This window comes from Pseudomonas syringae (genome assembly GCF_000737245.1).
Classification (GTDB): Bacteria; Pseudomonadota; Gammaproteobacteria; order Pseudomonadales; family Pseudomonadaceae; genus Aquipseudomonas; species Aquipseudomonas syringae_J.
This window is the reverse complement of the sequence record NZ_JPQU01000100.1, coordinates 47,218-61,059: the sequence shown is the minus strand read 5'-3', so window position 1 is coordinate 61,059 and position 13,842 is coordinate 47,218. Positions and strand designations below refer to the sequence as shown.

The following is a 13,842-nucleotide window of genomic DNA, read 5'->3' as shown; positions in this document are numbered from 1 at the left end:
CCTACTCGTTAGAATTGCGCCGCATGTTCAAAGGGTGTCTGGCTCGGAGTGGGCTGCAGCGTGAATCGCGCGCTATTGCTTGAGCCAGGATGGCAACTCAGAAACAGGGCAATAGGTGAATGACGTCGCCTTCGAGCCTTCACCTGCGATGAAGGTCAGCGCGTCCTGAACCAGGATCGATTCACGAGCGACTCTTCGAGGTCCATCACCTGCCGGTGTATCGATGCAGGATTGGTCGACCACATAACGCTTACCCGTTCGCTTGACGATCTTCGCAACACAAGCATGAGTAGCGGAACCATGGATGCCTTTACCGTCATAAATTCGAATACCGGCATTGGCCGGGTCGGCACAGTCTTGACCTTTCGCGACAAACACACCTGGCTTGAGCGGCAACACGCCACCTGGCTTTGGCGTGTTATCAACGCTTGCAAACGCGCAGCTCGCAGTAAAGGAACAGGTCGTGATCGCAGTGATCGCCAACATTTGCTTGAGCATGAAGAATCCTTGTTGTTGAGATAAGTAATAAGTACCCGCAGGCTTGGGTAAACCTTAAGGACATTATCCAAACGATAACAAACCTGTCGTTCACAGCATCTGATCCCGTTGCTTGCAGGAGGTTCGAGCCTTAAAAGCTCTAAAGCCACGCAAAGGTCTTTTATGGTTTCGTTTCCAAAGATGGCTTCGCATGTAGGGGGCGGGTATTGCTGTTATTCGAGGCGCTCATCGACATGCCTGCACAGATCATAGAACTTCATCACCGACCGGGCTCTTCATTTCTTGTTCAGGCTGATGAGGTAGGGTTATAGGTCGGGGAAGTGGCCGAACTGATCGTCACTTTCCTGTGCCAATACCAAGACTTTTTCTGGCGAGTTACGCTTGGGTACGTCGAGCATCAGCTTGTTGTCTACAAACAGCGTGTCGCGCTGGCGGGTACCGCGTTCCAGAGCAGGGGCATTTACCGTCGTGGAAGAGCTGTGCGTTTGCCGGACAGCTCGCAATCCGGAACGGTGGGCCGCAATCCGGATGGATAGACTTTATTTGCACCTCAGGCTCGCCTTAAGGTTAGTATCCGCCCACCAAGACAGGACCGGCATGGGTCCGAATCCGTGCTTGGCTTTTCTGGGCTGTGCAAATGACCAAGCAGAACACCTTCAATAATGCCAGCGCTCCGGTGACCGTCCATGTTGTCGACGATGACTTGCACACCCGCGAGGTGTTGTGCCAATTGCTGATGCTGGAAGGCTATCCGGTGCAATCCCATGATAGCGGCGCAGCCTTCCTACAGGCTTATGACGGCCTGGCCGGCTGCGTGATGCTTGATCTGGCGATGCCTGGAATGCGTGGCGAGGCGTTGCTGGATGAGATCGTGCTGCGCAAATTGAACGTGGTCGTCGTTGTCATGACCGGGCACGCGACGATTGAGTCCGCCATTCACATAACCCGCGCCGGGGCAATTGGTTTTCTGCAGAAACCTTTCGACGGTGATCAGTTGCTGACCAAGTTGGAAAAGATTTCCCTCAAGGCGCAAACGGTTTTCGCGCGTCGCGCCCTGGTCGACGATTATCGGCAACGGCTGGAAAGCCTGACTTCACGGGAGCGCGAGGTGCTGGACCTGATGCTGGCTACTATGACCAGCCAAGAGATTGCCACACAGTTGGGTAACAGTAAGAAAACTGTGGATATTCATCGAACCCGGGTTATGCAGAAAATGGGCGCGAGCACTATTACCGAACTAATCATGAACTGGACCCTGCTGTTTCATACGTCCGTCGTATAAGCGTCATAAATAGTCTTCCCCTTTCTTAGTAGGTATGAGTACCTACAGTGGCCTTTTGAAGCTTGCTAAAAGATAGCGTGAGCATAAACTGTGATGATCAACGCAATTGGTTTTCTCGGCGCCGTGCATGACGTGCTGTATCAAATAGGTAAATATTCGGATTGAGTCGGCATTCCCCCTGAAGGGCGCTGATCCTGGCTTGAATCCTTATTTCTGGCCGCCGAACGTGCGCATTTCGTAAAGCTCCCAATTTAATGATCGGTCCTGAAGCCGGAGTTGTGTGTGGTGAACTCGCCGCAGACAAACATTACGGCTGCGGGCCAAAGTTCGTGTGGTTGCAGGCGAACTGAAAATTAAAATCCTTTAATGGTGCGCTTTTAGATGTGCTTTAAAAGTTCCCTGCTAATTGATGATTCTGCGTAAGTTTATTTAGAAAGCACCGAGCCTGTGGCATCACAGAACTCTTGTATTGGGTAGAAGTGCCGAGAGGATTATTGTGCAGAAGAAGTTAGTGGCGTGTGTGGTGTTGACCTTGAGCCAAGGCGTGTATGCGGCCTCGCTTCCGCCAAGTGCAGGGAGCCAGATCCAACAGATTCCCGATGCCCCGACACTGGAAAAAGTGCCGCCGCGCATTCCTGTAGAGCCAACCCAGGCACCTGCATTGCCCGCATCCGTCAGCGCCCGGCTAAAGGTCAGCGCGCTGCATCTGACCGGGCAACGGCTTTATCCTGAAGCTCAATTGCTGAGCCTGACTGGCTTCGTGCCGGGCCAGGAACTGAGCCTGGGTCAGTTGCAGATCATGGCCGCACAGATTGCCGACTTCTATCACCAGAAGGGCTATTTCGTTGCCCAGGCCTACTTGCCAGCCCAGGAAATCAAGAACGGTGCCGTCACCATCGCGATCATTGAAGGCCAGTACGGGGCCATAACGATGCGCAACCAGAGCACGCTTTCCGACCGCTTGGCGAATGGCGCGCTGGACGATCTGCACAGCGCCGATGCCATCCATTCCAGTGCCCTGGAACGTGATTTGCTGTTGCTCTCCGACACCCCCGGTGTGGAAGTGCGCTCAACCCTGGTGCCCGGCGCATCGGTGGGCGCGGCTGACCTGATTGTCGATGTGACGCCTGGACAGCAGGTGACCGGCAGCATTGATGCCGATAACGGCGGTAATCGCTACACCGGCCAATACCGTCTGGGCGGGACGTTGAATATCAACAATCTGGCCGGGCAGGGCGATGTAGCCACACTGCGCGCGCTTTCCAGTTTCGACGGCCTGGACTATGCCCGCGCGGCCTACCAGATGCAGTTTGGCCAGGCGACCGCAGGCGTTGCCTATAGCCGCCTGGATTACAAGCTGGGTCGGGAATTCAGCGAGCTGCACGGTAACGGCACGGCGGACATTGCAAGTGTCTATGGCAGCTACCCGCTACTGCGTTCACGCCGCACCAACCTGTATGTGCAGATGGGTGTGGATTACAAGACGTTCGACGACCGCATCGATCTGGTGTCGTCCCATGTCGACCGCAACGTTGCTGTGCTGATGACCACCCTGCGTGGGGATCATCGCGATGACTTTGGCGGCGGCGGGCTGACGGCCGGCTCCCTGACGTGGTCGACCGGCAACCTGGATATTGAAACTCGCGAATCGCGCTCGGCAGACGGGCTCACCGCCCGCAGTAACGGGCACTACGACAAGCTGGGTTTCAGCGCCATGCGCTTGCAGCGCGTCACCGATGCGTTCTCGCTGTATGGCGCTGTCAATGGCCAGGTGGCGTCAAAGAATCTGGATATTTCGGAAAAAATGTATCTGGGCGGTATCGACGGCGTGCGGGCCTACCCCCAGGGCGAAGCCTTCGGTGACGAAGGTTACCTGGCGACCGTGGAAGCCCGGTACCTGCTGCCGCCGTTTTCGCGGATGGGGCAAGTGCAACTGGTCAGCTTCGTCGATACCGGTACAGTCACGCTCAATGAAAATCGCTGGGATAACTCGGACCGGACTCGAACCCTGAGCGGGGCGGGGGTAGGCGTTAACTGGTTCGACTTCAATAACTACTCCGTGAAGACCTACTACGCGCAAAAGCTGGGTGGGGAGAAGGCCACCTCGGCCCCGGATTCGAGCGGCCGTTTCTGGGTCCAGATGGTCAAGTATTTTTGATCGCAGGCACGGTAACCGCAGCGGACCCCACCTCAGTCATGCCTGAATCAAGTAGGTAAACACCATGAATACCCGTTCCCCCTCAATCAGGCATGCCAAGGTCGGCACCTTTGTCGCAGTTGGTCCGTTGCCTTTCACACTGCAGCTGCTGGCGGCTGCCATCCTGTTCGCCAGCGCAGGCGGTGCCTATGCGCTTCCCGTCGGCGGGGCTGTTTCGGCGGGCAGCGCCACCATTGGTTCGGGGGGCGGCACTACCACCATTACCCAGACCAGCCAGAATGCCGCGATCAACTGGCAGAGTTTCAATATCGGAACCGGCGAGTCGGTCAATTTCGTGCAGCCCAACGGCAGCGCCACGGCCCTCAATCGAGTGCTGGGCGCGGACCCTTCGAGCATTCTGGGTAACCTCAATGCCAACGGCAAAGTGTTCCTGGTCAACCCCAACGGTATCGTTTTCGGCCCTGGCGCCTCAGTCAATGTCGGCGGACTGGTGGGCTCCACCCGCAACATCAGCGACAGCGATTTCATGGCGGGCCAGTACAATTTTGACGGCACCGGGGCCGGCAGTGTGGTCAACCACGGCACTATCAACGCCAACGGCGGATCTGTGGCGCTGCTCGGTGCCAATGTCAGCAACCAGGGCGTGATTCAGGCGCAACTGGGCACTGTCGCTCTGGCGGCCGGCGACGCGTTCACCCTGGATGTGGCGGGTGACGGGCTGCTCAATGTGGCAGTCAACAAGGGCGCGGTGGATGCCCTGGTGCAGAACGGCGGGCTGATTCAGGCCGACGGTGGCCGGGTGCTGATGACCGCTCAGTCGGCGAACAGCCTGCTGCCGTCCAGCGTCAACAACACCGGCGTGGTTCGAGCCCAGACCCTGGAGAATCACAACGGCACCATCATGCTGATGGGCGACATGCAGAACGGCACCGTGAATCTGGCCGGTACCCTGGATGCCAGTGCGCCCAATAGCGGCTCCGGAGGTTTTGTCGAGACGTCTGCGGCACACGTCAAAGTCGCTTCCGGCAGCAAAGTGACTACCCTGGCGCCTGCTGGCAAGACGGGTACCTGGCTGATAGACCCCCAGGACTACGTAATATCGAACACGATTACGGGAGATATAACCGGCACCACCCTGTCGACTAGCTTGAAAACCACTGACGTGGAAATTATCAGTGCTTCTGGCAAAGCCGCAGGCAGCGGCGATATTCGGGTCGAGGATCCGGTGACATGGACGGCCGCGACCACGCTCACCCTGAGGGCTGAACACGATATCGATGTGAAACAATCCATCACCACCACCGGGGGCAACCTGAAGCTGCTCGCTTTGAATGATGTTAATCAGAATGCCACGATCACCGCCACGCAGGACGGTGGTATCGGTGGCAATGTCAGCATGGTCGCTGGCAACGATGTCAACCTCAATCAAGTGCTCACCGTGACCAACGGCAATGCGTTGCTGGTGGCTGGCAATGACGGCCTGGACAAGGGCACTGTTAAATTCAAAGCCAAGGCGGTGGTGACCGGTACGGTGTCCACCGTCAAGATTTATTACGCGCCGACCAGCTACGTACCGCCGACGGATTTCACCGGCAATTTCACCTTGACGGGTGGCGCGACGCTGACGCCGTTCATGTGGACTTACCTGCAAGCTGACAACAAGGTCTATGACGGAAACAACGCGGCGATATTGTCGTTGCGCAAAAACCCGCCTGGCGTCGTGGCGCAGGGCGGCACGGCCACGTTCGATACGGCGGACGTGGGCACCGGTAAAACAGTGACCTACAACAGCTATTCCCTGGGCGGGGCCGACAGCGGGCTGTATGCCTTGTTTGTGCCGTTCAGCTATATGAACGGTGCTGCCGGTATTCCAGGGTCCGGCAATACGTTGGCAAATATCACGCCCGCACCATTGACTATTACTGCCAACAACGCCACCAAGGCTGAAGGCACTACGCTGGTGATCCCGAATTCGGCGTTCACCGCATCGGGCCTGGTCAATGGCGAGACCGTTGGCGGTGCCACGCTGACAAGCCTCGGCACCGTGGCGAGTGCCAGCGCGACCGGCAGTCCTTATCTGATCAACGCCAGCAATGCCACCGCAGGTACGTTCAACCCGACCAACTACACCATCACTTATGCGCCGGGCAGCTTGTTGATCACGGCACCGCCTGTGGTAACGCCCCCCGTGACGACGCCACCGGTTACGACGCCACCGGTTACGACACCGCCTGTGACCACACCACCGATTGCAACGCCACCTGTGACCACGCCGCCCGTCACAACGGATCCCGAGCCGACGTCGCCGGGTACAACGCCAGGCACGACTGTGCCAGGCACCACACCGGGCACGACGCCGCCGGTGAGCACTGTGCCTGGAGGGACTGAAGGGACGCCCCCGGTTTCCGCGCCGCTTGGCTCCACGCCGACTAATCCGAATGCCACGAGTTCGAGAGTTCCACGCACCGCCATACCGGGGCTGGCACTGGCTGCCACTCCACCGGGTGTGCCGGTGGACCAATACCTGGGTGCCAAGACGCCGGATATCGGCAATTCGGGCAATCCAGGCAATCCGAACGACCCAGGCAATCCGAATAATCCAGGCAATCCGAACGACTCAGGCAATCCGAATAATCCAGGCAGCCCGGGCAATCCAGCGGAGCCCGGCAACCCGTCCGACGACAACGGCTCGCACAATGGACACTCCAATGACCCCGTGCCGTATATCCCGTCCCTGGCCGCGCTCACGGTAGTGGGGGGAGGGGTCAACGTGCCTGGCAACCAGTTGGCGCGGGTCACGCCCATTCTGCCGATTCCGGTCAAGGATTCGCTCGGCGATCCGGCCAAGGCCAACGCCCAGCAAATACCTTACCCCTACAAAGCACCGATTTACTTGCCCAAGCAGGAACGGAATTGAATCCAGTTGCCCCCACCGACGTTCAGCGCCAAGACGCTGGTTTGCGGCGTGTCGGGCATGTCATGAGTCATGCGAGGAGTACTGCCTCGCATCTTTTGCCCAGAGCCAGGCCTGGCCGTAACCCGAAGACAGCACGGTTGGCCTCGAAGCTCGCCTGCCTGGGGCTTTTGATCGTTACGGGTGTTTTCCAGTTACCGGCCCTGGCTGCAGGGCTGCCCGCGAACACCGTTGCTGCACCGGCAGGGCTGTCGGGCACTTCGTCTCGGCGCGCGGACTTCAGGAACACCGAGGTGTCACCGCAGGCACGCGACACCGCCAATTGGGTCGTGGACTCGGGCGACAACCAAGGCATGCCGTTCATCATCATCGACAAAATGCAGGCCCGGGTGCTTGTGTTCGATGCCCGCGGGCAGTTGGGCGGTACGGCCTCGGCGCTGTTGGGGCTGGCCGTCGGCGATGACTCTGTGCCGGGCATCGGGCAGCGCAAATTATCCAGCATCCGCCCTCATGAACGCACCACCCCGGCAGGGCGTTTCGTGGCGTCACTGGCGCCCAACCTCAAGGGTGAAGAAATTCTCTGGGTGGATTATCACAACGCTATCGCGATGCACCCGGTGGTGACCAGCAACCCGAAGGAGCACCGCACCGAGCGTCTGACGTCGTCCCGTCTACAGGACAAACGCATCTCTTACGGCTGCATCAATATTCCGGCGGACTTCTACCGCAGTTATGTCAGCCCGGCTTTCAGGGAATCCAACGGCGTGGTCTACGTGCTGCCGGAAACCCGCGCGAATGCGAGCGTGTTTACCTCCTACTATCAAGTCCGGTAACGCCCACGCCAAGCTTGGGGTAGAGAGGATGCACACCCGAAGAGTAATAGGCTTAACAATCAGATTTTGAAGTGCTTGTGCCTGTGGTGGATATCCGGATAGTGCGGATGGCTGTGTTTGATTGGATGGTGCGTATGGACGTGGGTGTGAGCAATGAAGAGCGCGTCAGACGCCGAAACCTTCCGGGTCAAATTGTTATCGATCCCCCAGCACAGGCAGGCAATTCCAACCGCGACCGGTCCCAGCCAATCTTGTCGGGTTGTTCCGGATTCTGACCACGACAATACGACGCCGCCCAGAACAATGGTGATCATGCCCATAACGATTCGTCGATCCGCGTTCTCTCTGAATACAATCCAGGCAATCAGAGCCGTGAACACCGACTCCAGGTTGAGCATCAGGGAGGCCGTCGCCCCGGAGGTTTGCGTTAAACCGAACATCAGAGCCACGGGACCCAAGATGCCGCCAAATGAGATGGCGCTCAATAGCCAAGGCCATTCTGACTTTGTTAAACCGGAAGGCTTCCAGCTTCGGTCCCGCAAAAAGCGGACGCAGGTCAGGCCGATTCACAGGATCTTTCTCCTGAGATCGCCGCTCAGATTGAGCGCAGCTTTGCTCCTGAAATCGTTGGAGCCCCGGCACATTGTGTCTCATTCAGCTGTATAACTGCGTCCCAGGCGAGATGCGGCCGGGTCACAAAGTTGTTTCTTTAGGGGGGCGACACTTATCTTCCTCTGCATTAACGATACAAGGATCAAAAATTGATGAAAGCTTTTCAGATCGGCATCCAGCAAGGTTTGGGTTCACTGACCGCAACCACGCGCCCCGAGCCAGTTGCGGGACGAGGCGAGGCAATCGTTGCTCCTCGGCTGGTCAGCCTCATAAGTCGGGATGTGCAGATCCTTCGGGGCGTTTATGGCGCCAAACAGGACCCTGAACGTATACCCATGTCCGAAGGCGTAGGTGAGGTCATCGCCGTTGGCGAGGGCGTTAGCGAAGTTGAGGTCGGGGACCGAGTCATTTGTGGTCATTTCCCGGCTTGGCTGGAAGGTGAATTCCGCGTCGGTGTTTTCGCTCATGACATCGGTATAACGCATGATGGCTGGCTTGCCGAAAAAGTTGTGCTGCCTGCTGCTGCCCTGATTCGTGTACCCCAAACTCTTGCCGATAAGGACGTTGCCGCGCTCGCTTCTGCTGGCCTCACTGCCTGGAACGCTCTCGTAGAGGTGTGCAAGGTCAAACCAGGTGAACTCGTCCTGTGCCTGGGCACTGGCGGCGTAGCCTTGGCCGCATTGAAGCTTGCCAAGCTTCTTGGCGCGAAAGTGGCGATCACGTCATCAAGCGACGCGAAACTGGAAATTGCCCGTCAGCTCGGAGCAGACATCACCGTCAATTATCGCAACCATCCGAATTGGGCTGAGCAGGTGATGACGCTGAGCGATAACGCCGGTGCCGACATCATCATCGAAACCGGAGGGCAGGACACTCTGGGTCAGTCCATTGCTGCTGCTGCCGTCAACGGGCGTATCGCGGTGATTGGCGTAACACCAGGACAGGCCTCTCCTATTCCAGACTATGTGTCGCTGATCATTAAAAACGTGACAATTCGGGGAATTGCCAACGGCAACCGTAAAATGTTTGTCGACCTCATTCGTGCCATTGAATTGAATGGAATTGATACCGTTGTCGCCAAGACATTCAAATTCGATGAAGCACCTGAGGCTTTTGCCTATTTCGCGGCCGCGCAGCACCTGGGCAAAGTGTTGATCGAGTTTGATCGAGTTTGATCGAGTTTGATGATCGAGGCGCGCAGCGTGTCGACCACGCGTTCGACGACTCCAGCGACACCCAGCGCAACGATTACTCAGTCATTACCTCAGCGAAAGTATGCCGAGTGACTGTCTTCAAAGCTGAACGGGCTGTGTAGTCCGTTACAGAAGGGAGAGGGCGCTGCAACAGCGCCCTCGCGCATACCTGCTATCTTCGTATCAAGCAAAAACACCACCAAAAGAGCTAACAATCAGCCGAAGGTACTGACATGTCGATTTTCCTTGAGGGCCTGGACAAGGGGCCCGCCAACCATATCGCGCTTACTCCCCTGAGCTTCATCGAACGCACGGCAAGCACCTACCCGGATTACCCTGCGGTGATTCATGGCGCTATTCGGCGCAATTGGGCCCAGACCTACCAGCGGTGCCGTCAATTGGCCTCGGCCTTGAGCCAGTTGGGGGTAGCTCGGGGTGATACCGTTGCGGTCATGCTGCCCAATACCCCAGCGATGCTGGAGGTGCATTTTGCGGTGCCGATGCTCGGTGCGGTGCTCAATACCCTCAATGTGCGGCTCGATGCGCCGGCCCTCGCTTACATGCTCAAGCACGGTCAGGCCAAAGTGCTGATTGCCGACCGCGAGTTTCATGGGGTGATCCGCGAGACGCTGGCGTTGCTGGATCAGCCGTTGCTGGTGATTGATGTCGATGACCCTGAATACGCCTCTGGCGCGAAGCTCTCCGATCTGGATTACGAGCGCGTACTGGCGGGCGGCGACCCCGTTTTCGACTGGCAATGGCCCATTGATGAGTGGGCGGCGATTTCCCTCAATTACACCTCAGGCACTACCGGGGACCCCAAGGGCGTGGTCTACCACCATCGCGGGGCATTTCTCAATGCAATCGGCAACCAGATGGCCTGGGGCATGGGCCTGCATCCGGTCTACCTGTGGACATTGCCGATGTTCCACTGCAATGGCTGGTGCTACCCGTGGACCATCACCGCGCAAGCCGGCACCCATGTCTTTCTGCGCCGGGTCGAACCGCAGAAAATCATCAGCCTGATCAACGAGCATAAAGTCAGCCACTTGTGCGGGGCGCCAATCGTACTCAACGGCCTGGCGAATGTGCCCGATGTTGTGCCGTTCCAGCATCCGGTGCGCGCCATGACGGCCGGTGCGGCGCCGCCGGCGCGGGTTATCGCATCGGTGCAGGCCATGGGCATTGAGGTTACGCACGCCTATGGGCTCACGGAAACCTATGGGCCGGTCACCGTTTGTGCCTGGAAGACCGAGTGGGATGCGTTACCCGAGGATGACCGTGCCAACTTGAAAGCCCGCCAGGGTGTGCGTTACCCGACCCTGGAAGGGGTCATGGTTGCTGACCAGATCACCGGGCTTGCCGTCCCTAAAGACGGCCAGACCATTGGCGAAATCTGCCTGCGCGGCAATACCGTGATGAAGGGCTATCTGGGCAACAGCGCTGCAACTGAAGAAGCCTTTGCCGGGGGCTGGTTCCACTCTGGCGACCTCGCTGTGTGGCATGCCGATGGTTATCTGGAAATACGCGACCGCCTCAAAGACATCATCATCTCCGGGGGTGAAAACATTTCCACCATCGAAGTCGAAGGTGTTCTGTATCGTCATCCGGCAGTGCTTGAAGCGGCCGTGGTCGCCAAGCCTGATGAGAAGTGGGGAGAGACACCGTGCGCTTTTATTACCTTGAAACCCGGCCATGAAGATGTCTCGCAAGCGCAGATTCAGGCTTTCTGTCGCGAGCGTCTGGCTGGCTTCAAGGTGCCCAGGACCGTGATATTCGGACCTCTGCCCAAAACCTCTACCGGCAAGGTGCAAAAGTATTTATTGAGGGTGAAAGCCCGTCAGGAAGGGGGCGCTTGAAAACTCCGAGGCTAAACGGGCAGCGTCGCGACGCTGCCCGTTGTCGTCAGAGGCTTTTGTTCAGGCCAATTTGCTGCGTGATACAGCAGCATTCTCGCTGGCGGCCACGCGGATGGCGGCCTCTGCGTCAACCGCATGCAGTGACTTGCCACGCGTTTCCCGGGTCAGGCCAACGGCAACAATCGAGATTAACGCTGCGCCGACCAGGTGCCAGGCAATCGGTGTAGAACTGTTGTATTTGTTCAGCAGGGTGATCGCGATCAATGGCGCAAGCGAGCCAGCGAAGATCGGCGCTACCTGATAGCACAGCGATAGGGCGGTGTAGCGCACATGAGTCGGGAACATCTCGGCCATCAGCGCCGAGTAGGGCGCGTAGGTCATGGATTCGATTGCCAGGCCCAAGGTGATGGCGGCCATGATCAGCCAGTTATTGCCCGTGTCCATCATCGGGAAACCGACAAAGCCCCAGAACGCCGTAAGCACCGCGCCGGTCAGGTACACCGGTTTACGGCCGACAAGATCGGACAGATAACCCATCAACGGGATCATGAAAAAGTGCAGGAAGTGCGCGCCGAACATCAGTAGCAGAATCTGCGAGGTGTCTTTGTGCACCACCAGCTTGAGGTAGGTGATGGAAAACGTCACCACCGTGTAATACAGGATGTTTTCGGCAAACCGCGCGCCGATCCCGACCAGCACGGATCGCCAGTGGTGACGCAGGACTTCAACCACACCCGGCTGTTCGGACTGAATCAATGCCTGACGTGCCTGAGCCTCCTTGAAAATGGGGGCATCATCGACGCTGCTGCGGATCCAGTAGCCGATCAGGACGACGACTGCCGAAAGCCAGAATGCAACACGCCAGCCCCAGGCCAGGAATTGCTCCTCGGAGAGCCCGCTGGACAGCCCCAGTAACGCGACGGTCGCAACCAGATTACCCGCCGGCACACCCGCTTGTGGCCAGCTGGCCCAGAAGCCGCGTCGGTTGTCCGGGCAATGTTCAGACACCAGCAGGATTGCACCGCCCCATTCGCCGCCAAACGCGAAACCCTGGATCAGACGCAGCAGTACCAGCAGCATTGGCGCAGCGTAGCCAATGGTCGCGAAGCCAGGCAGGCAGCCCATCAGGAAGGTGGTGATGCCGACCACCACCAGGCTCAGTTGTAACAGACGTTTACGACCGAATTTGTCACCGTAGTGACCGAATACCAGCCCTCCGAGCGGTCGCGCCAGAAAGCCTACGGCGTAGAGGGCGAAGGCCGCGATGATGCCATCAATGGGGCTGTCGGTCTGGCGGAAGAACAGTTGACCGAAGACCAGCGCGGAGGCCGTGCCATAAAGGAAAAACTCATACCATTCGGCGACTGTTCCGGCCATGGCAGCAGCCACGACGCGCTTGAGTCCCGCAGGGGTGGTCGCGTTGGAAGAAGTAGACATAACGACGTTTCCTGGGTGGACACAGTGACAGATAGCCGGGCCAGGCTAATCAGCGCGGCCCGGTCGTGACTCAGAGACCGACGTCTGGCAGGGTGGGGCGGTTGGCCAAAGCCTTGGCCATGATGCGTTCGACAAACAGGCGATCTTCTTCCGGCAGGGCCAGGCGTGGTGGGCGGGTCAGGGCGCTGCCGCGACCCATGATGGCTTCGCACAGCTTGATGCACTGCACCAAGTCCGCGCGTGCGTCCAGGTGCAGGATCGGCATCAGCCACTGATAGATTTCCATGGCTTCGGCGAAGCGGCCGGCCTTGGCGAGACGAAAGATGGTTTCGCCTTCCTGCGGGAATACGTTGGACATCCCCGATACCCAGCCTTCGGCACCCACTGCGATGCTTTCCAGAACAACATCATCGAGTCCGGCAAACAATACGAAGCGCTCACCCACTTCATTGCGAACGTCGATGAAGCGCCGGGTGTCACCCGATGAGTCCTTGAAACACACGACGTTGTCGCAGTCGGCGAGGGAAATCAGGATCTCGGCCGTGACGTCGTTTTTGTAGATCGGTGGGTTGTTGTAGACCATCAACGGGACGTCGGCATGTTTTGCCACGTAACGGAAATGCTCGGCGGTCTCGAAAGGCTTCGAGCCGTAGACCAACGCTGGCATCAACATGACGCCATCGACGCCGGCCTTGCGCACTGCGTTGGCGGTTTTGGCGGCAGCGACGCTGGTGAACTCCGCGACGCCGCAGATGACCGGCACCCGGCCACGGGAGGCGTCGACTGCCACCTCGGTGACCGCGATCTTCTCTTCGGCGGTCAATGACGTGTTTTCGCCCACTGAGCCACAGACCACCAGGCCTGACACGCCATCGCGAATCACGTTGGAAATGACTTCATGGGTCTTTTCAAAGTTGATGGAAAAATCGTCGTTGAATTGAGTGGTCACTGCCGGGAACACGCCACTCCAGTTGATGCGCTTGCTCATTAGGTTTACTCCGCTAGTGGATGGTATTTCGTATACGTTTGTTTTGACGCTTAAAAACGGCTAACTGG

Annotated in this window: 9 protein-coding genes and 1 pseudogene; 6 read left to right on the top strand and 4 right to left on the bottom strand. The window is 58.1% G+C overall.

Going from position 1 to position 13,842, the window contains the following annotated elements; translation table 11 throughout:
* Nucleotides 1-72: 72 nt before the first annotated feature.
* On the bottom strand, nt 73-498 hold the full coding sequence (locus tag IV01_RS01360; protein WP_032631687.1) for a hypothetical protein: 426 nt from the start codon (nt 496-498) through the stop codon (nt 73-75).
* Nucleotides 499-1,135: 637 nt separating this feature from the next.
* Between IV01_RS01360 and IV01_RS27210 the strand changes: the two genes are divergently transcribed.
* The 4 genes from IV01_RS27210 (at nt 1,136) to IV01_RS01380 (ending at nt 7,685) form a co-directional block, all read left to right on the top strand.
* Complete coding sequence (locus tag IV01_RS27210) at nt 1,136-1,780, top strand: response regulator transcription factor (protein ID WP_032631685.1); 645 nt, start codon at nt 1,136-1,138, stop codon at nt 1,778-1,780.
* A gap of 496 nt (nt 1,781-2,276) precedes the next feature.
* Nucleotides 2,277-3,938, top strand: a complete 1,662-nt coding sequence (locus tag IV01_RS01370) for a ShlB/FhaC/HecB family hemolysin secretion/activation protein (RefSeq protein ID WP_050508028.1) — start codon at nt 2,277-2,279, stop codon at nt 3,936-3,938.
* 64 nt (nt 3,939-4,002) lie between these two features.
* The gene (locus IV01_RS01375) at nt 4,003-6,855 is read left to right on the top strand and encodes a filamentous hemagglutinin N-terminal domain-containing protein (protein ID WP_032631684.1); all 2,853 of its coding nucleotides are present in this window, start codon (nt 4,003-4,005) and stop codon (nt 6,853-6,855) included.
* A gap of 290 nt (nt 6,856-7,145) precedes the next feature.
* Nucleotides 7,146-7,685, top strand: coding sequence for a hypothetical protein (locus tag IV01_RS01380; RefSeq protein WP_032631683.1), 540 nt, complete (start codon nt 7,146-7,148; stop codon nt 7,683-7,685).
* 149 nt (nt 7,686-7,834) lie between these two features.
* Here the strand turns inward: IV01_RS01380 and IV01_RS0125625 are convergent.
* Nucleotides 7,835-8,251 (bottom strand): annotated as a pseudogene (locus tag IV01_RS0125625) (DMT family transporter); the annotation flags it as partial.
* A gap of 198 nt (nt 8,252-8,449) precedes the next feature.
* Between IV01_RS0125625 and IV01_RS01385 the strand changes: the two are divergent.
* Both IV01_RS01385 and IV01_RS01390 read left to right on the top strand, forming a co-directional pair.
* Nucleotides 8,450-9,472 (top strand): zinc-dependent alcohol dehydrogenase family protein, encoded by a 1,023-nt coding sequence (locus tag IV01_RS01385; protein WP_032631682.1) that lies wholly within the window; start codon nt 8,450-8,452, stop codon nt 9,470-9,472.
* 251 nt (nt 9,473-9,723) lie between these two features.
* The gene (locus IV01_RS01390) at nt 9,724-11,349 is read left to right on the top strand and encodes an acyl-CoA synthetase (protein WP_032631681.1); all 1,626 of its coding nucleotides are present in this window, start codon (nt 9,724-9,726) and stop codon (nt 11,347-11,349) included.
* Nucleotides 11,350-11,409: 60 nt separating this feature from the next.
* Here the strand turns inward: IV01_RS01390 and abaF are convergent, their stop codons facing one another.
* Complete coding sequence (gene abaF, locus IV01_RS01395; RefSeq protein ID WP_032631679.1) at nt 11,410-12,786, bottom strand: fosfomycin efflux MFS transporter AbaF; 1,377 nt, start codon at nt 12,784-12,786, stop codon at nt 11,410-11,412.
* Between the two features lie 70 nt (nt 12,787-12,856).
* Nucleotides 12,857-13,774 (bottom strand): dihydrodipicolinate synthase family protein, encoded by a 918-nt coding sequence (locus tag IV01_RS01400; RefSeq protein ID WP_032631677.1) that lies wholly within the window; start codon nt 13,772-13,774, stop codon nt 12,857-12,859.
* Nucleotides 13,775-13,842 lie beyond the last annotated feature (68 nt).